Raw genomic sequence first — 18,542 nt, forward strand, 5'->3', positions numbered from 1 at the left:
AGGCGCCCGCGGCAGGCCGCCGTCGGCACATGACCGCCGCAGCCTGCCTTTTTACCCCGGTCTGCCCCTGTTCAGGACCCCTGCGCATAGATGAAACGCCCTATCGTGCAGCGAAAAAGAGCCAGCTCCGGCTGAAATTCCGGGCCGCGACCGGACACGATGTGAGGGCGCCGCGCAATTCAATTGTCCCGACCCTTGTCAGGAGAGCAGGCCGTGTCCAACGGTTCCCCAGGACGTTCCTCTTCCGCGTCGCGCGGCGAAGCGCGGAAGATTCTCGTCGTCGTCGCGCTCGTGCAGTTCGTGATCGGCGGCTGGTTCTCGTGGTCGGCCTCCCGGGCCGCGCCGCGCGAGCTGCCGGTGGTCGTCGCTGCGGGCGTCCCCGACGTCGCCGAGGCGCTGCGGGCCGCGGCCCCCGGCGCGTACCGCGTCGAGGAGGTGCCCGACGCCGCGGCGGCCGAAGCGGCGCTGCGGGACCGTAAGGCGTACGGCGCCTTCGTGCCCGGAGCGCGGGAAGGCGGACCGGAGCTGCGCCTCGCGTCCGCCGCCTCGCCCGCCGCGGCCGACGCGCTGGCCCGGCAGGCCCGGGAACTGCCCGGCGTACGGGTGTCACGCGTCGTGGACGCCGTCCCCGCGGACCCGGACGACCCGCACGGCGCCGGTGCCGCGATGGGCTTCCTGCCGCTGCTGATCACCGCGGTGATCGCGGGACTGCTGCTGGTCCTCAAGGTTCGTGACACGGGCGCGCGGCTGCTCGGTGTGCTGGGCTTCGCGGTGCTCTCGGGCCTGCTGAGTTCTCTGATGCTCACTCAGGTGAGTGGGGTGCTGCCTGGTGGCTGGATGGTCACGGCGGGGGCCGTGGCGCTGCTGGAGCTGGCGATGGTGGCCGTCATCACGGGACTCGGGTCGCTCGTGGGGCCGCCCGGGGTGGCCGTGGGCGCGGTGCTGATGTTCGTGGTGGGCAATCCGCTGTCGGGGATGGGGTCGGCGCCGGAGATGCTGCCGGGTGTTCTGGGGACGGTGGGGCAGTACTTGCCGCCGGGGGCGGGGGCGACGTTGCTGCGGTCTGTGGGGGCGTTCGGTGGGGCGGGGGCTCTTGGGCCTGTCGTGGTGCTGGTGGGATGGGCGGTGGTGGGGCGCTGGGCGTGGGCGGGGTGCGGGGCGGGTTGCCGCCGCGCGGGGCGTTTCCCCCACCCCGCCCCTTCCCGCTGCATCCGATGTGCGGCTCCGCCGCGTGGCGGGGGCGAGCCCCCGGGCCCCCTTTTCCGCGCTCCGCGCGGTGTCCTCAATCGCCGGACGGGCTGATTTCAGCCCGTCCGGGGGCACCTCCCAGCGGTAGCCGGGGGAGTTTGAGGACCGGGGTCCGGGGCGGAGCCCCGGTATCGGGAAGGGGCGGGGCTGGGGAAACACTCCCTCACCCGCCCCCTTCCCCCCGCAACAGCCCGCTCATCGCGATCAAATACCCCAGCTGCGCCCGGCTCCCGCTCCCCAGCTCCGCCGACAGCCGCGCCACCCGCGCCGCCACCGTCCGCCGGCTGATCCCCAGCCGCCGCGCTATCGCCTCGTCCGTGTGGCCGGCCACCAGCAGGCGGGCCGTCGCGCGTTGCAGGTCGTCGGCCACGGCCGGTTCCGGGGCGCGGGGGGCGGCCGTGGTGACCGGGGTCGCGCGTTCCCACGCGTCGTCGAAGATCTGGGCGAGGAAGGCGACCAGGTCGGGCTGGCGGATCTCCAGGGCGGAGGTCCGCCCGTCGTCGGCCGCGGCCCCGGGGACGTAGGCCACCGTCCGGTCGACGACCACGAGGCGGTCGATGACATGGCCCAGCGTGCGGACCTCGGCGCCCGCCGCCAGCAGTTCCCCGATGTGCCGCAGCGTCGCCGAGTGCGAGCGCGCCGCGTGCTGGAACAGCGCCCGGTGGTGGACGCCGCCGCCCCGGAGGTGGTCGAGGCCGTCGAGACCGTACGCCGGGCGCCGGCCGCCCGGCTGTACGGTCATCAGCTCGCCCCGGCAGGAGCGGACGGCGTGCGCGAGGGTCGAGTCGATGACCCGTTCGCCGTGGATCTGCGTGGCCCAGCCCTGGTGTTCGCGCTTCGCGACCGTGTAGATCGCGTGCACGGGCGAGAAGCTGTCCGTGAGCGCCCGTACGTCCCCGCGCTGCCGCTCCAGCCGCTCCTCGATGGGCCGGACGAGCTCGGCGAGCGCGACGTCGGGCGCGACGGGGACCAGGACCTCCGGGTCGTCCGGCGGTGTCACCAGCAACCCCAGGCGCAGCAGGCACTCGGGCACGTCCTCCTTGGACGTGCAGCCCTTGACCACGGCTTGCCGATAGCGCGTCAGGCCCTCGGCGCAGAGGGCTTCTTCCGCCCCGTGCATCCCGTGCGCCCCGCCCGCACTGTGATCCTCATGCCCCGCATGTGCATCATGCCCCACGTGATCGTGCATGGCGCCATTATGCGTCTTGGAATGAAAGCTCCTAAGTGGGTGGATAGGTCTGCTTGCCAGGCGTGAGGCGTATTGCGCCTTGGAACCGCAAGCCTGTCCGCCTTCGGTGTTACGGTCACCGTCGCGATTCGACACGATCGCCACGAGCGAGCAGCAAGGACGGGGGTCCGCGTGGCACGCGCACGCGAACTGGGACGCAAGAAGGAACGGGGTGGTGGGCCACAGGGCGAGATATTCCTCGCCAAATCGGCCGCCGTCCTCATAGGACTCTGCGTCAGCTGGCATCTGGCCGTCTGGGCGACCGCGGACGGACTCGCGTTCTCCGACGTCCGCGCCACGGCCACCGCCGTCGCCCTGCACCACCCCCTCGACCGCCTCGGCGACGACGTCGAGGCGGCCTCCACGGGCGTCACCGTCGCGGCCTGGCTCGCGATCTTCCTCGCCCCGCTGCTGGCCGCCTTCCTCGGCGTACGCGCGCGCCGGCGCCGGGTCGAGGGCGCCGGCGGCGAGGGCCTGGCCTCCGCCGTCGAGGCCCGCGCGGCCCTCGGCGAGGACCGCGCCCGGCGCGCCGCCGCCCAGACGCGCGCCACGACCTTCCAGGGCGCCGACGGGCGGTACGACGCCAGGGCCGCCGCCCGTGCCGAGCTCAGCGAGGTCGGCTGGCTGCTGGGCCGGCAGCTCGGCAGCGGGCAGCCGCTGGTCGCCACGCCGGAGGACTCGGTCGCGGTCATCGCCCCGTCCGGCGGCGGCAAGTCCCGCAACGTCGTCATCCCCGCCTGCCTGGACGCGCCCGGCCCGCTCGTCGTCACCTCCACCCGGGCCGACGTCCTCGACGTCATCGCGGAACCCCGCTCCCGCGTGGGCCGGGTGTGGGTCTTCGACCCGCTCGACACCGTGGGCTGGCCGCACCGCATGGTCTGGGACCCGGTCGCCGGCTGCCAGGAGGGCGAGACGGCGACCTCCCGCGCGCTGTCCTTCTCCGTCGGCATGGGCGCGGACGACAGCTCGTCCAGCAACGGCAGCTTCTTCCAGCAGACCGCGTCGTCCGCGCTCACCCGGCTGCTGCACGCGGCCGCGCTCGAAGGCAAGACCATCGAGCACGTGATGCGCTGGGCCACCAACCTGGAGAAGGCCAGCGAGCCGCGCGCCATCCTCACCGACCACCCCAACGCCGAGCCCGGCTGGGACGTCCTGCTGCGCTCGGTGTCCACCGGCGCCGACGAGACCGTGGCCTCCACCCGGCAGACCCTCGCCGCGCAGATCGAGCCGCTCGCCCTGCGCAAGGTGCTGCGCTGCGTCACCCCGCAGGAGGGCGTGCCCACCTTCGACCCCGACCGCTTCGTCGCCTCCCGCGACACGCTCGTCCTCATCAGCGACTCCAACGCCTCGACCAATGTGTCGCCGCTGACGACGATGCTGCTGGGCGAGGTCGTCGACGCGGCCAAGCGGCGGGCGCCGAGGCTCCCCTCGGGCCGGCTGGACCCCTTCCTCCGGCTCGTCCTCGACGAGGTCGCGAACGTCGCCCCGCTGCCCAAGCTGCCCTCGCTGGCCTCCGACGCGCGCGGCTACGGCATCCACATCGTCTACGCGCTCCAGTCGCTGGCCCAGGCCGTCCTGCGGTGGGGCCGGCACGAGGCCGACACCCTCCTCGACAACGCCGCGGCCACCCTCGTGATGGGCGGCCTCAAGGACGTCGAGGCGCTGCGCCGGTTCTCGGAGCTGGTCGGCGAGGCCGAGCTCACCGAGCTCTCCACCTCCCGGGACACCGGCCGGCTCTTCGGGCACGGCACCTCCGAGGTCGAGCGCGAGCGCCGGATCCTGCGCCCCGAGGAGATCCGCCAGCTGCCGCACGGCCAGGCCCTGCTGCTCTTCCGCGGGGCGCCCGGCGTCATCGCCGAGCTGCTGCCCTGGGACCAGCGGCGGGACGGGCAGGCGCTGCGGGCGGGCGAGCACGCGACGCGGGCCGCGCGCATCGGGCCGCCGCTGGAGACGGTGTGAACAGGGACGACGAAGGGCCTACGGGAATGACCGCGGACGGCTACGCACCGGACGGCTACGCACAGGACGGCTACGCACAGGACGGCTACGCACAGGACGGCTACGCACAGGACGGCGAGCTCGCGCGGATGCGCGCGGAGGTCGCGGGCCTGCGCGCCTGGCGGTCCGAACTGGAAGGGCTCGTCAAGGGCTTCGCCCAGGGCGTCAAGCGCGACCAGGGGGAGATCGAGGAGATCCTCTCCGAGATCCTGGGCCGGCTGGACGCGGTGGAGGCCGGCGCGGCGGCCCGCCCGGGCGGTGCCGCGCCCGGCGCCCCCGCCCACCTGCCCTGGTCCCTGCGCGCCTCCGAGGCAGAGTGGCGGGAGCTGGCCGACTGGCTGGACTGGCTGGGCCGGCACTACGCGCCCCAGCTGCACCTGCGCATCTGGCCCTGCTGGCCGGCGCACGGCGGCGTCGTCGAGGAGCTGGCCGCGCTGCACGCCGCGTGGCGGGCCGCCACGGAGGCGGACGCGGACCCGGCGCGGGAGGGCAGCGAGCTCGCGTACTGGCACCAGATGTGGCTGTGGCCGACGGTCGAGCGGATCCGTCAGCACTACATGTTCAGCGAGTGCGAGACCGAGCACGCGGCCGACCGCCCGGGCCGCCCCACGGACCCGGCCGCCCTGGAGACGCGCCTCGCCGAGGCCGCGGCCGAGCGGCGACGGCAGGAGGACGAGCGCTACGCCTTCTTCGCCGAGGTGCCGGAGGGCTTCACGGCCGAGCGCCCCGACGGGCTGTGGCGCAGGGCCGGCGACGACTGGGAGTACCTCTCCCTGCTGGACTGGGAGTGGCACCCCGCGGACGCGGAACTGCCCCCGCCGGCGGTGGAGACGCTGCGGGAGATCCCCGCCGACCGGGCCGGCGCCCTGGCCGCGGACCGGCAGGGCTGGGCGACGTACTGGGCGCGCTACGCCGACGAGAACGACTGGCGCGCGGGCGAGGGCCCCACCACCGTCGTCCGGCGCCGCCGCAGCCCGGAGCGGCTGTACGACGAGGCGTACGGGGTGCGCGACGGCTGGGCGCCGACCGCGTCCGTCTACGCGTTCCTCGACGCCCGGCCGTCGAACCCGCCGCACCTCGTCGAGATCGATGTCCAGGAGGCCGAGCGGCTGCTGCTGAGCCTGCGCGGAGTGACGGGAGCCACGGAGCTGTGAGCACCAGCGAGACCACCGCCGGGAGCACCGGCACCGCCGCCTGGCGGGACGACACCGAACCGCGCCTCGCGCTGACCGCCGAGGAGAACGCCGTCGTCACCGCCCGCTGGGAGGCGGCCCGCGCGGCGCGGGAACATCTCGACGCCTTGGTGCAATCCCTTCTGGACGCGCTCGCCGGGTCGCACGGCGCGGTCTGGGAGGGAAAGCAGTACCGGCTGAAGGGGCTGAAGGCGTTCCGCCGCGAGGCCGCCGCGGAACTCCACGAGGGCGTCACGCCGGAAAAGGTCGTGGCGAAGGTCAACGACCTCAACCGTTACACCCTGGTCTTCGATCCGGCGCACTACACGGAGGGCGTGCGGCAGACGTACGCGCTGCTGCACGCCCGGGGACAGGTCATTGTCGTCGGGTCCGAGCGCAACAGCTGGGAGGACCCGGTGTACAAGGCCTTCCACGCCTCCTGGCAACAGCCCGACGGCCAGGTGAAGTTCGAGATCCAGTTCCATACGCCGGAGAGTTTCCGGGCCAAGTCGGAGAATCACCTGCTTTACGATCTGTACCGCTCGCGGCACACCCGGCGGTCGCTCGCCGGGGAGCGGAATGCGACGAAGGCGCACGAGCAGGCGGCCCAGGCGGTGCAGAGCGGCCGTTACGGCCGTACTCCGGCAAAGGAGAGTTACTGATGAGTGACCCGTACGAGTACTTCGTGAAGGCCGCCCCGCCCTATACCGAGGAGCGCCCTTCCAGCCTTTGGCGGCGTCTGGCCGGGCGGTGGGAGTACCTCTCGCTGCTCGACTGGGAATGGCACGCCCTTTCCGCCGAGGGTGTCACGGCCCCGCCCGCCGCCGAGGTCCTGCGCCCGGTGCCGGCCGAGCGCGCGGCCGCCCTGGAGGCCGACCGGCAGGGCTGGGTGCGCTACTGGGCGTTCTACTTCGACGAGGCCGAGTGGCGCGACGGCGAGGAGCCGACCACCGTGGTCCGGCGCCGCCGGAGCCCCGAGCGCATCTACGACGAAACGTTCATGCGGACGAACGAGTGGCAGCCGGACAGCGCCGTCTACGAGTTCTTCCACCCGCGCGGCTCCCACCCGCCGCACCTGGTCGAGATCGGCGTGGACGAGGCCGAGCGCCTCCTCCAGGAGCTCCGCGGCGTGACGGGGGCGACCGAGCTGTGAGCGGGGAAACGGGGGGCTGGCAGGGCGACGCGGCCAAGTCGGAGGACCACCTCAGGCTGACCGCGGACGAGAACCGCCTGGTCACACAGCGCTGGGAGGCCGCGCGGGAGGCGCGCGGCAGGCTCGACGGCATCATGGCCGACGTCCAGGAGCGCTCGGCCGTCTCGCACGGCGGCAAGCTGGAGGGGCTCGACTACTCCCTCAAGGGGCTCGACTCCTTCCGCCGTAAGGTCGCGGTCGCCGTCGGCCGAGGCAAGGACGCCGAGAAGGTCTGCGACAAGGTCGACGACCTCAACCGCTACACCCTGACCTTCGAGGCCGAGGGCTACACCGAGGGCGTCCAGCGGACGTACGCCCAGCTCCGCGAGCGCGGCTACGAGCCGACGTCCGAGACCAACACCTGGGAGGACCCGGTCTACAAGGGCGTCAACACGTCCTGGCAGCACCCCGAGACCCGGGAGAAGTTCGAGCTCCAGTTCCACACGCCGGAGAGCTTCAAGGCGAAGTCGGAAAATCACGAGCTGTACGAACTCGCCCGTTCCGGGACCTTCGAGAAATTCAATACGGCGCGGAAGCCGGCGCAGAGCGAGGCATATCAGGAGGCCTCGGATCTGCTCCAGAACGAGCGGTACGCGAGTGTCCGTATCCCGCCCCGGGTGGAGGAACTGCGCGAGCGCAAGGTCCGCGCCACACTGAATCCCGCAGTCGACCCCGAAATCGTGCAGAAGGTCCGGCAAATGGAGACGGATCTCCGGGCGCAGCACGCGGCGGCGGCCGGGCCCGGACCGGAGCGGACTTCCGCCCTGACGCCGGACCTGAATCAGCCGGACGTGAATCAGGAGCGGACGCGGGCGAACAGCCTCGGTGGAGGCCTGGAGGAATCACTCCGGAGCGAAGGGCCGGGACTGCGCGAACGATTGGCGGCGAAGGCGGCCGAGACACCGCGAGCACAGCGGAAGGCACCCGGAACGCCCGCGCTCGATCCGCTGCCGAGCCAATCCCGGGGCCAGGGCCCTTCGCTGAAGTAGGCCCTGAACCGCCCGCATTGTCGTGAATTCATAAGTGATCTTGGTTGCCGCTTCTCGATCGCACGGGAACAGTTCAGCTACAAATCAAGGCGTTTGACGATCAGTATTGATCGAAGTACTGTCACGGCCATTCGGCCTTGTACGGGGGAAGGGTCACCAGGGTTGAGCACGTTCAAGACGGTCATGCGGCGGATTCTCAATCTGCCGGAGCCGCGGAGCGACAAGGGCGCGACGACGCCGCTCCCCGACGCGCCACCGCGGCAGACCGCCACCGCCCCGGCGCCCGCCGCGCCCCCGCCGCCGGCCGCCCTCCAGCAGTGGACGGACGCGGCCGCGCGGCTCCAGGCGCAGACCCCGGAACAGCCCCGCCCCGCGGCGGAGCCCGCCCCGGCGGCCACCGCCCCGGGCGCCGCCCCGGGCCGCGGCACGGCCGAGCAGACGCCTCCCTGGCAGATCGAGGACGAGAAGAGCGGCGCCAAGTTCGCGGTCAAGGCGGGCCGTGGTGTGCTCTGGGGCGTCGTGGCGCTCGCCGCCATCACCGGCGTCCGGTCCTGGATCTGGACGCCGGAGCCGACGAAGCAGGCGCCCGTCACGGTGGACAGCGCCCCCGACTACCCGGTCCAGGAGGCCCAGGCCGTGGCGGCCCGCTTCGCCCGTGCCTACCTCGGCTGGGACGAGGCCGACCCGCAGGCGCGCTCCCTGGCCCTGGCCCGGGACATGCCGAAGGGCGCCGACACGACGCGGGGCTGGAACTCCAAGGGCCGCCAGGAGGTCCTCGCGGCCCAGCCCGGCACCGTGTCCCTGCTCGCGGACAAGCACGCCCGCGTCCGGGTCGACGTCCTGGTGAAGTCCGACGCCCTCACCGGGGACGCCAAGAAGGACGACGCCAAGAAGGACGACGCTAAAAAAGACGAGAAGAAGGACGACAAGGCGAAGAAGGACGACAAGGACAAGAAGGAGACCAGGCCCGCCCCCGTGTGGATGGGCCTGGAGGTCCCCGTCGTCCAGACCGCCGGGCACATCGTCGTCACCGGGCAGCCCGGCATCGTCGGCGTGCCCACCGAGGGTCCGTCCGCGCCGCAGCCGTCCGCGAAGAGCACCGACCTGGAGTTCGCGGACAAGACCCGCGCCACGGCCGAGGAGTTCTTCACCAAGTACGCCGCCGGCGAGCCGGGCTCGGTCGCCGCGCCGGGCGTCTCCATCCCGGCGCTGCCGCAGGGCATGACGCTGGGCGCGCTGCGCACCTGGACGGTCGAGGACGGCTCCGGCACGGACCGTACCGGTACGGCCGTGGTCACCTGGCAGGTCGGCGGCGCCGAACTGGAGCAGACCTACCGGGTCAAGCTGACCCGGGTGTCCTCGGCCAAGGCCGAGCGCTGGCAGGTCGCGGAGGTCCACGGGGGACTGGCGCCCTGAGGCGCCGGGGCGGTCACGCCCGCACCCACCGACCGGAGTCCGCGGGCCCGCCCGCACGTATTCACAACTAGGGGAAACTGATGGAAATCGCCCTGAGCAGCGGCGCCGAACTCAAGTCATGGGTGTTCCTGATCGCCGGGAACATCTTTCTCATCATCCTGGCGGTCAGGGCCATCGGGCACTACGCGAAGCGTGAATGGGGCGAGCTGCTCGGCCACTTCCTCGCGGGCGTCGTCGTCGCGGGCTTCGTCTTCGCGCCGGACGAGTCCAAGGACATGCTGATAGCCGTGTGGAAAAAAGTGGCGGGGGAATGAGGGTCGGCCACACCTTCACCCGCCACTTCGACCTGGAGACCCGGCAGCACGAGCTGTTCGGCATGGACCTGGGCGAAGGCCCCTCCCGGCGGGTCCTGGTGACCGGCGCGGCGCTCTACACGGTGTGGGTGGGCGGGTTGCTGCTGATCCTCGGCGTGCCGACCCAGCTGCTCTTCACCTTCTACTTCGCGCCGCCCGCGCTGATCACCTACTACGGCGCCCAGCGCTCGCGGCGTAACGAACGGCGCTGGAACCTCACCCGGTGGGCCCTGGTGATCCGCTATCTGACGGTCGGCCACCGCCCGATCGTCAACGGCGGCCGGCGCGCCGCCGACCGCAGCGAGTGGCTGCCCCTGCGGGCCCGCCTGGGCGAGCGGTCGGAGGCCTTCCTGGACCTCCCCGGCATGGGCGTCTTCGAGGGCGCCCTCGGCGGCGAGGAGCCGAAGCCCACCGCCGGCCGCCCGGCGAAGCTGGACTCCCGCCCCCGGCTCTACGGGCCCGACCACGTCTACCGCGCCCGGATGCGCACCCGGTCCGGCCGCCGTGCCGAGGCCTCACCGGCCGGCGCCGACGCCAAGAAAGGCACGCGATGAAGATCGCCAAGGGCATCGCCAAATTCCTCGGCGTCAGCGGGGACCGCTCCGCGCCGCCGCCGCGTTACGTCGCCCTCGCCGACGGCCTGATCATCACGGAGACGCACGCCGAGGCGTGGTTCGTGCTGGCCAGCTCCAACACCGACCTGATGTCGGAGAGCGCCCGGGACTCCGAGCACGACCAGGCGAGCAGCGCCCTGGCCCGTACCCTCGCCGGCTACGACTGCCACCTCAAGGTGCTGTGGTCGCCGCTGAACGCGGAGGAGTACCGCACCGAGGCGGAGACCCTCTTCTCGGCGGGCGACTACGCCTCCTGGGCCGCCCTGCGCGTGGACCGGCTCGACGAGCTGGAGCTGCCCAGCCGGCTGCTGCTGCTCGGCGTGCGGATCTCGGAGCGTTCCAACCAGGCCCAGGCGCGTGGCCGCCGCGGCGTGCAGGAAGCCCTCGGCATCGGCTCGACCTCGGTCTCCCAGAAGGAGCTCGCCCGCCTCGACGCCCTCACCCGGCGGCTCGGCCGGCAGCTGGAGACCACTCCGTGGAAGGCCCAGCCGGCCGCCGTGGAGATGCTGGCCTGGATGATCGCCCGGGAGCAGCGGCGCGGCGCGGTGCTGCCCACCCCGAACGGCGAGGGCATGATCACGGGTGCCCGGCTCGCCCACCTCACCCGTGGCCGGGTGCTGCCCTACCCCGACCACGTGCGCGTCCTCGACCAGCGCGGCGAGACCACCGGCTGGACCGCCGTCCTCACCATGGACGGTTTCCCGGAGGAGATGGAGTCGCCCGGCGCCGGCGAGTGGCTGCGCGCGGTCGCCGAGATCACGTACGTCCCCGACTACGTGGACGACGAGAACGACGCGGACATCCAGATCAAGCCGGTCAACCCCGAGCCGTCCGTCCGCTTCAAGGTCCTCCACAAGCGCGACGCGCTCAAGCAGATCGACGAGGTCCGCCGGCTGGCGAAGGAGCAGCGGCAGAGCGCCGCCAAGCACTCCGCCGGCGAGACCGCGCAGGAGATCGAGGAGACCGAGGAGACGATGACGTCCCTCTCGCGCGACATGAAGCGCGAGGATGTCACGCTCATGGAGGACCACCCGCGCCTGATCGTCAGCAGCGACGTCTCGCTGGACGACCTGCGCAGCCGCTGCGACGCCGTCATCGGCTACTACGGCGGCCTCGGCATCGAGGTCAGCGTGGCCGCCGAGGAGCAGCGCGAGCTGTGGCTGGAGTCCCAGCCCGGCGACATGCTGCGCGTGCCCGACCTGGTGCACACCCGCACGGTCGGCGCGTTCGCCGGCTCCTGGTTCTGGGGCGGCGCGGCCGTGGGCGACGACACGGGCCCGGTCATCGGCTATCTCACCGGCTCCACGCCGGGCGTCGTGCGCAACGACCTGACGGGCGGCTCGGAGCGCGGCGACGCGACGACGACCGCCTTCATCGGGCGCAGCGGCCGCGGCAAGACGACGGCGATGATGCTGTCGCTCCTGGACTCCGCCTTCCGCGGCTCCTTCGTGCTCGCCCTGGACTTCAAGGGCGACATGGGCGGCCTGGTGTCGGCGGGCCGGCGGTACGGGCTCAACGCCCATCTGATCGAGACGGGCGCCCAGTTCGCGGGCGTCGCCGACCTCTTCGCCCTGCTCAGCGGCGAGAGCGCGGAGCGCGCGCAGACGGAGGTGCCGGCCCAGCTGGGCATCGCGCTGCCGCAGCACCTGCGGATGCGCGGCGCGGAGACGCCGATCCAGAGCGCGGTCAACGAGGTCATCGCCGAGGGCGACCCGGCCACCTGGAAGGTCATCGAGCACCTCCGTCGGTCGGAGGACGAGCTCACCCGCGAGGCCGGTGACGCGCTGTACGAGCTGTCGCTGACGGGTCTCGGCGCGCCCTTCATGGGCCGGCCGCGGGGTGGTTCGCTGCTCACGCCGTCGCCGGGCATGTGGGTCGTGCAGGTCCCGGGCATCACCCTGCCGTCGCCGGACGACGACCGCGACGACTGGTCGGTGCACCAGCGGCTGTCGGTCGCGCTCGTCCACTCGCTGCTCGCGTACGGCATCAGCATGGCGGGCCGGAAGGACCTGCGGGGCCTGCGGAAGGTCGTCGCGGTGCCCGAGGTGCACGTCCTCACGGCGACCCGCGAGGGCAGCTCGTTCCTCCAGTACATCGCGCGCGTCGGCCGCGCGCTGCACACCGCGCTGGTCGTCGACACCCAGGACCCGGAGTCGCTGGCGAGCCTCACGGGTCTGGTGGAGCAGATGACGACCGTCTTCGGCTTCCAGCTGACGACGGCCGAGCAGCAGGACGCGATGGCGGCCCTGCTGGACCTGCCCCGCGGCCCGCACACCCGGCAGCTGATCCAGGCGATCGGCGTCGATGTGACGCAGGAGATCCGGCACGGTCACTGCATCATGCGCGACCGGCGGTTCAGCAGCGCGACCGTGCAGTTCGACGTGCCCTCGGTGGAGCTGCTGCACCTGCTGAGCACGACGCCGAAGACCGGGGAAGCCGCCGCGGCGTCCCCGGTGTCCGTGGCCGAACCGGCCGGGTCCGAACCTCAGGGGGTAGGCGCATGAAGCGTGCGGGAACGGTGGCCGTGACGGCGGCGGCGCTCGCGGCGGTGCTGGCGGTCGGCGGTTGCTCGTCCGGCGGCGGGCCGGGGGAGGACCCCAAGGTCAGCGCGGAGCGGGCGGCGAAGGAGAAGGCCGAGCGCGAGCGCGAGGAGAAGGCCGAGCGGGAGGCCCGGGCCGAGCGCGAGCGGATCGAGAAGGACCGGGCCGCGATGACCGCGGTCGCGGTGAAGTTCCGCACGGCCGTGAACGCCCACGACGGGAGGACGGCCTGCCCGCTGAAGACGGTGGAGGGCCGGTACGGCGACTCCCTGGAGAAGTGCCACGACTTCTACAAGCCCCCGGGCGGCAGGAAGCCGGACACCGAGCAGCGCACCAAGGTGACCGTCACCGGCGGGCCCGTCACGGTGCCGCCGTTCGAGAACCACCCCGGCGGCACCGGGCTGATGGTCACGCAGGAGACGCCCGGCGACGGCGGCCGGGTGCACGTCAAGCGGGACGCCCTGCGCATGGTCAAGGTCGACGGCGCATGGCTCGTCGACCAGGACAAGGAGGTCCTGGACTCCGAGATGTCGGACCCCAGCCCGGTCCGCAGCGCCCTGACGCGGCCGTGAGGGAGGTCCTGGCATGAGGCTCCCCCGTTTCCGGAATCTGGCGATTCCGATCGTCGGCGCGCTCACCACGGTGATGGTGACGGCGACCGCCGCCGCGGCCGACGACAAGGACGCGTTCAGCCCGGCGGGCATCGGCAACATGCTGCCGGTGCCCGAGTCCAGCTACTCCGGGACGGGGACGCTGTACGAGCAGTACGGCAATCCGAACCTCTGGCGGCTGGACAGCGAGCTGGGCTGGAAGGACGTCGCCGACAGCATGCTCAACGGCATCGCCGTCATCTTCATGGGCCTGACCGTCGTGCTCGGCCTGGCCGCGATCGTCGTCGTCCAGTGGTCCTTCAAGTTCACCAAGATCGACAAGCTGGGCGAGTCCATAGCCGGCGCCGTCTCCGGCGCCTCGGAGGCGGTGGTGGCCACCCTGCTGCCCACGGCGCTGGCCGTGGGCGTGCTGGTGGCCTGGATCAATCACCGTAAGGCCAACGGCTCGGCCTTGAACCAACTCGGCTGGGTCCTCGCCTCAGGGGTCCTGGCCGCGTCGTTGCTGACGACGCCCAAGACCTGGGTCGACGGCATCGAGTCGACCCGCACCATCGGCAGCACGGTGGCCATGGAGGCGACGAGCGCGGGGCTGGGCGAGGGCGGCAAGGAGCCGATCGACGTCGGACAGCCCAGCTACAAGGGCAACAGCACCCAGGACTCGGTGCTCCGCAAGTCCTCCGACGCGATCTGGCGCTCGTACGTCGCCACCCCCTGGTGCATCGCCGAGTTCGGCAGCCTGGACGCCTGCAAGGAGTTCGGCAAGGACCTGCTGGACAAGGGCTCCGACTCCAAGGCGCGCAAGGACTGGCTGAGCGAGAACGTCGACGGCAAGCCCGAGAACGGCGGCGAGGCCACGCTGCGCTGGCGCCAGGGGCACACGCCCGAGGGCCGCATCATGGTCGCGATCCCCGCGTTCATCTGCGTGGCCCTCTTCGCCGCGCTGGCGATCGCCCTGGCCTTCGCCTCCCTGGCCTCGCTGATCGGCGCGTTCATGCTGCTGATCGCCGGAGTGGTCTTCGCCTGTCTGTGGGTGATCCCCGGCAGGCCCCGGCAGTGGGGCGTGCGCTGGTTCGACACGCTCCTGGGCTTCACCCTCCAGTCGCTGGTCAGCACGATGGTGCTGGGCTGTGTGCTGATCATGAATACGGTGAGCGTCCGGCTGCTCGACGACTTCGGGTGGTTCGCGGCCGCGGGCCTGAGCATCACCAGCGCCCTGGTGGCGTTCAAGTTCCGGACCATCATGGAGAGCATCGTCGGCGTGACCGGCGCCATGAGCGGCGGGATCGGGTCCATCGCCGCGCGCGGCGCCGGCCGGGTCGCCAAGCTCGGCGCCCGGACACTGGGCAGGGGCGTGGACTCCCTCACCAAGGAGCGCTCCCCGAAGCCCCGGCACTGGGACCCGAACACCACCCGGGGCGACACGGGCAGGTCCTCCGACGCCGGTGCCACCCTGTCCCGGCTGCCGAAGCGCCCGCTGCCCCTGCCCACCACCCGGCAGGGCGGCGCGGGGCCGGTGGGCGAGGTCGTCGCGGCGGCCGCCAAGGCCGAGCTGGCGGCGGGTGCCAAGCGGCCCGACATGGCTCCGACGGCCACCCTCACCCGGGTGCGCCCGGAGACGGCGGGGGGTGCCCTGCCCGCCCGCCGGACGGCCGAGCTGGGCAGCCTGCGGCCGCGTCCGGCGCTGTCCGCCGGGAGCACCGGGAGCGGCAGGACCACGCGGCCCTCGACCGGCCCCAAGGCGGCCGAGAAGCAGGCCGACAAGGTGGTCAAGGAAGCCAAGCAGGCCGCCAAGCAGCCCGCGGGCCGTCCCTCGGCGGCCCTGCGCCCCGAGAGCGGCTCCGGTGCGAGCTACGCGTTCCGCCAGGGCCCGCGGCCGGGCTCGGCGGCGCCGCGCGTCATCCGGGGCGAGGTCGTCAGCCGCAGCACGATTCCGGCCGGCGGCGGCTCGCGGACCGCGCGGCCCAGCCAGCGGAAACGTTCCGTCGAACGCAGTTCGCCCGTGACCGGGCGCCGGCGCAGGGATGAGCGGTGACGAAGAAGGCGAAGCAGGGGCAGCAGCCCGGCACCCCGGCCGAATGGCGGGAGCTCCTCAAGAACGGCTACGAGTACCCGGAGGAGATCGAGGCGCTGAACAAGCGCCGGGTGCGGCGGCGCGTCCGTAAGGCGTACCGGCAGGAGCGGCGCGAGGAGGTCCGGCGGCAGCTGGCGGAGGAGCGCCGCCGCGAGCCGGTCACACCGGGCGGCGCGATCGTGGTGATCGTCGGCATCCTGGCGATCGGCGCGGCGGTCTCCCACTGGTGGCCGGACCGCGGCGGCGCCCCGGCGACCGTGGTCCGCGCGGGCTCCGGCGACCGTACGGAGGAACCCGCGGCCGCCGGCACCCCCGCCGCGCCCCCCACGCCCTCGGCACCGGCCTCGCCGGCGCCTACGGCGGACCTCAGCACGCCCGAGCGGACGGCCGAGGGGTGGGCCCGCGCGTACCTCGCACGCAACCCGCCCGTCGACAAGAAGCACACGGCCTCGGTCAAGCGCGCCGCCCCCTGGATGACGGAGACGCTGACCGAGAACCTGACGCGGTCCGAGGACAAGGCGTGGGGCCGGCTGGTCTCCAACGGCGGCGTCTCCACGGTGAAGCGCGTCTCCGTCGCGGCCTCCGACGACGAGCGGACCCGGCTCCAGGCCGACACCCCGGCGAGGGTGTGGCGCAAGGTCACCGCGGACGTCGACGTCGCCGGCTACACGAAGTACAGCGAGAACACGGTCCTCCTGGCCGAGATCGTGCGCAGCGGCGGCTCCTGGCGCGTGAGCAAGGTCCTGGGGGTCTGAGCCGGTGGATTCACGTCAGGTCATGGCCCTGGCGGCGGGTGCCGCGCGCCGGGGCCTGGCGATCAAGGTCGGCCTGCCGCTCGGGGCGGCGCTCATGGCCTTCCTCATCCTGGTCGGCATGATGGCCGGCTTCGGCGGCGGGAGCGCCTCCGCGGCGGGCTGTGAGCAGCCCGGCCTGCCCGCGGACGACGGGGAGTACGGCAACGGGCAGTCCGGCGGGGACGCGCGGGGCGGCGCGGACAAGGAGCTCCGGTCCCGCCAGGTCGCCCACGCCAAGATCATCGACGAGGTGGCCAAGGAGGGGAAGCTGCCCGGCCGGGCCACGCTCATCGCGCTGATGACCGGCCTCGCGGAGTCGCAGCTGGAGAACCTCAAGGGCGGCGACCGGGACTCGGTCGGCATCTTCCAGCAGCGCCCCTCGACGGGCTGGGGCACCCCGGCGCAGATCAACGACATCAAGTACGCGACCCGCATGTTCCTCTTCGGCGGCGACAGCGGCGACCCGCCCGGGCTGACCGACATCTCTTGGGAGAGCCTGTCCCTGAACGACGCCGCCCAGAAGGTGCAGCGGTCCGGCTTCCCCAACGCCTACGGGCCGAAGGAGACCCAGGCCCGCAGCATCGCCAAGGAAGCCGGCATCGACCTGGACCGGGCCGGTGAGAACCACCCCGGGCAGCCGGGCAGGAACGGCTCCAACGGCGGTGGCGGCGACCGTAAGGACGACGGCAAGGGGAACAACGACCCCGACGAGCCGCAGGACTGCGAGCAGCAGGGCTCCGGGAAGCCGGGCAAGCCCGGCGAGCCCTTCCACGACGGCAACGCCGGCTGGCCGAACGGGGTCAAGAACCCGCTCTCGACCGCCGACGCGATCCGTAAGGCGCGCGCCGAGGCCGACAGCCACCGGTCGCAGTGGTACCAGAAGTGCCTCGCCTTCACCTCGATCATGTACGGCTGGAGCTTCTCCGGCACGAACTACGCCATCGACCACTACCAGGTGGAGATGCCGAAGGACATGCGGCACGACGGCGACCGCAACCCGCCCCCCGGCGCCCTGATGTTCTGGGACACCGGGCACCGGGCCGGGCACGTCGCCATCTACCTCGGCGACGGAAAGATCGCGTCCAACGACATCGTGACGCCGGGCGAGATCTCGGTCGTCCCGGCCACCGACATCGAGACCAAGTGGAGCGCGAAGTACCTGGGCTGGTCACCCCCCTACTACCCCAAGGGGGGCTGATCCGGGTCATCATTGCCGGGGACCGCGGCTCGCGCCGCCGCGGGCCCCGGCCGGCCGGCGGGAAACAGCGGTAAGTGGCGGTAAGTGAAGGATTGACCATGCCTGTGGTGACGGACCCCGACTCGGTGCCCCTGACGCCCGTGTACACCATCGTGATCAGCGCGGCGGGTGACGCGACCATCGAAGGGGAGCCGGTCGACCCGCTGCCCGGTCAGGACGCCCGCACCTCGGCGCTGGCGGACATCCGGGTGCGGGCGGCGCGGCGCGGTCACCCGATACGCATCAACGCCAAGGAGCCGGACGGCTCGGTGTGGCCGCTGATAGTCGACCACGACGGGGCGGTGACGCCGCTGGGGGCGCCGCACCCGGTGCCGGCGCCGGAGCCGGTGGAGCGGCCGGTACGAGCGGCGGAGCCCCTACGGGCCGAGGCGCCCAGGTACGCGGAGGCGCCCGTACGGGCCGAGGCACCCGGCTACCCGGAGGCGCCCGTACCGCCGCCGGGGCCGGCACCGGTCCCGGCCTTCGCGCCCGCCCCCGTGGCCCCCCTTGCCCCTGCCCCCGCCCCCGTGGCCCCGCCCGCCGCTGCCCCCGCGCCCATGGCGGAGCCCACCCCCGCCCCGCCCATATCCTTCGACGCTTCTGCCCCTTCAGCCCCTTCAGCCTTTTCCGTCCCTCCCGCCCCACCCGTCGCGCCGCCCAAGCCGCCCGCCGACTGGCACGCGCCCCTCCCCGCCCACCACGCCCCCGTCTTCGCGCGCATCGTCGCGGCGGAGCTGCGCGGTGACCTGGCCGCCGCCGCGGTCGCGGCGAAGGAGCTGGAGGCGGCCGCCGACCGTGAGTACGGGCCGCTGCACCCGCACACCATCGGCGCGCTCGCCACACGCGCGTGGCTCGCGCTGCTCCTCCAGGACGACTGGGCCGCGGCCACCCGCCTCCACCTGCGCACCGCTGAGCGCCGCGACACCGCCCGCGCCCCGCTGCCCGAGACGCTCAGGACGCTGCGCAACGCCCGCGCCGCCTGGCAGCGGCTCGCGGCCGCCGACAAGCTGGAGGCGGAGGACATCCGCCCGGAGCTGCTGCGCGTATCCGAGCTGATCGAGGGCGAGCGTCCGCAATAA

The 18,542-nt window shown here is 72.9% G+C and carries 16 protein-coding genes; 15 read left to right on the forward strand and 1 reads right to left on the reverse strand.

Annotated features, from left to right (window positions below; all coding sequences use genetic code 11):
* Positions 1–213 precede the first annotated feature (213 nt).
* Positions 214–1,302, forward strand: a complete 1,089-nt coding sequence (locus SMD11_RS17440) for a hypothetical protein (protein WP_159395312.1) — start codon at positions 214–216, stop codon at positions 1,300–1,302.
* 109 nt (positions 1,303–1,411) lie between these two features.
* Here the strand turns inward: SMD11_RS17440 and SMD11_RS17445 are convergent, their stop codons facing one another.
* Positions 1,412–2,368, reverse strand: a complete 957-nt coding sequence (locus SMD11_RS17445) for a helix-turn-helix domain-containing protein (protein WP_087927343.1) — start codon at positions 2,366–2,368, stop codon at positions 1,412–1,414.
* Positions 2,369–2,608: 240 nt separating this feature from the next.
* On the opposite strand from SMD11_RS17445, the gene SMD11_RS17450 reads away from it, so the two are divergent.
* From SMD11_RS17450 to SMD11_RS17515, 14 genes are all read left to right on the forward strand, one after another.
* Complete coding sequence (locus SMD11_RS17450) at positions 2,609–4,435, forward strand: type IV secretory system conjugative DNA transfer family protein (RefSeq protein WP_087927344.1); 1,827 nt, start codon at positions 2,609–2,611, stop codon at positions 4,433–4,435.
* A gap of 26 nt (positions 4,436–4,461) precedes the next feature.
* Positions 4,462–5,628 carry a hypothetical protein gene (locus SMD11_RS17455; protein WP_087927345.1) on the forward strand — a complete coding sequence of 389 codons (1,167 nt, stop codon included), beginning with the start codon at positions 4,462–4,464 and terminating at the stop codon, positions 5,626–5,628.
* On the forward strand, positions 5,625–6,308 hold the full coding sequence (locus SMD11_RS17460; protein WP_087927346.1) for a hypothetical protein: 684 nt from the start codon (positions 5,625–5,627) through the stop codon (positions 6,306–6,308). The genes SMD11_RS17455 and SMD11_RS17460 overlap by 4 nt, the downstream gene beginning before the upstream one ends.
* Positions 6,308–6,799 (forward strand): hypothetical protein, encoded by a 492-nt coding sequence (locus tag SMD11_RS17465; RefSeq protein WP_087927347.1) that lies wholly within the window; start codon positions 6,308–6,310, stop codon positions 6,797–6,799. The genes SMD11_RS17460 and SMD11_RS17465 overlap by 1 nt, the downstream gene beginning before the upstream one ends.
* Positions 6,796–7,827 (forward strand): hypothetical protein, encoded by a 1,032-nt coding sequence (locus SMD11_RS17470; RefSeq protein ID WP_087927348.1) that lies wholly within the window; start codon positions 6,796–6,798, stop codon positions 7,825–7,827. The genes SMD11_RS17465 and SMD11_RS17470 overlap by 4 nt, the downstream gene beginning before the upstream one ends.
* Before the next feature lie 162 nt (positions 7,828–7,989).
* Positions 7,990–9,243 (forward strand): conjugal transfer protein, encoded by a 1,254-nt coding sequence (locus tag SMD11_RS17475; RefSeq protein ID WP_087927349.1) that lies wholly within the window; start codon positions 7,990–7,992, stop codon positions 9,241–9,243.
* A gap of 80 nt (positions 9,244–9,323) precedes the next feature.
* On the forward strand, positions 9,324–9,557 hold the full coding sequence (locus SMD11_RS17480) for a hypothetical protein (protein WP_087927350.1): 234 nt from the start codon (positions 9,324–9,326) through the stop codon (positions 9,555–9,557).
* Positions 9,554–10,150, forward strand: a complete 597-nt coding sequence (locus SMD11_RS17485) for a hypothetical protein (protein ID WP_087927351.1) — start codon at positions 9,554–9,556, stop codon at positions 10,148–10,150. The genes SMD11_RS17480 and SMD11_RS17485 overlap by 4 nt, the downstream gene beginning before the upstream one ends.
* Positions 10,147–12,714, forward strand: coding sequence for an ATP-binding protein (locus SMD11_RS17490; RefSeq protein WP_087927352.1), 2,568 nt, complete (start codon positions 10,147–10,149; stop codon positions 12,712–12,714). The genes SMD11_RS17485 and SMD11_RS17490 overlap by 4 nt, the downstream gene beginning before the upstream one ends.
* Positions 12,711–13,322, forward strand: coding sequence for a hypothetical protein (locus SMD11_RS17495; RefSeq protein ID WP_159395313.1), 612 nt, complete (start codon positions 12,711–12,713; stop codon positions 13,320–13,322). Before SMD11_RS17490 ends, SMD11_RS17495 begins: the two co-directional genes overlap by 4 nt.
* A gap of 13 nt (positions 13,323–13,335) precedes the next feature.
* Positions 13,336–15,393: a hypothetical protein gene (locus SMD11_RS17500; RefSeq protein ID WP_087927354.1), complete on the forward strand. Its 2,058-nt coding sequence runs from the start codon at positions 13,336–13,338 to the stop codon at positions 15,391–15,393.
* Complete coding sequence (locus tag SMD11_RS17505; RefSeq protein WP_087927355.1) at positions 15,390–16,187, forward strand: hypothetical protein; 798 nt, start codon at positions 15,390–15,392, stop codon at positions 16,185–16,187. The genes SMD11_RS17500 and SMD11_RS17505 overlap by 4 nt, the downstream gene beginning before the upstream one ends.
* A 4-nt stretch (positions 16,188–16,191) precedes the next feature.
* Positions 16,192–17,424: an NlpC/P60 family protein gene (locus tag SMD11_RS17510; RefSeq protein ID WP_199843901.1), complete on the forward strand. Its 1,233-nt coding sequence runs from the start codon at positions 16,192–16,194 to the stop codon at positions 17,422–17,424.
* Between the two features lie 98 nt (positions 17,425–17,522).
* Complete coding sequence (locus SMD11_RS17515) at positions 17,523–18,542, forward strand: hypothetical protein (RefSeq protein WP_159395314.1); 1,020 nt, start codon at positions 17,523–17,525, stop codon at positions 18,540–18,542.

The organism is Streptomyces albireticuli, assembly GCF_002192455.1.
Lineage (GTDB): Bacteria > Actinomycetota > Actinomycetes > Streptomycetales > Streptomycetaceae > Streptomyces > Streptomyces albireticuli_B.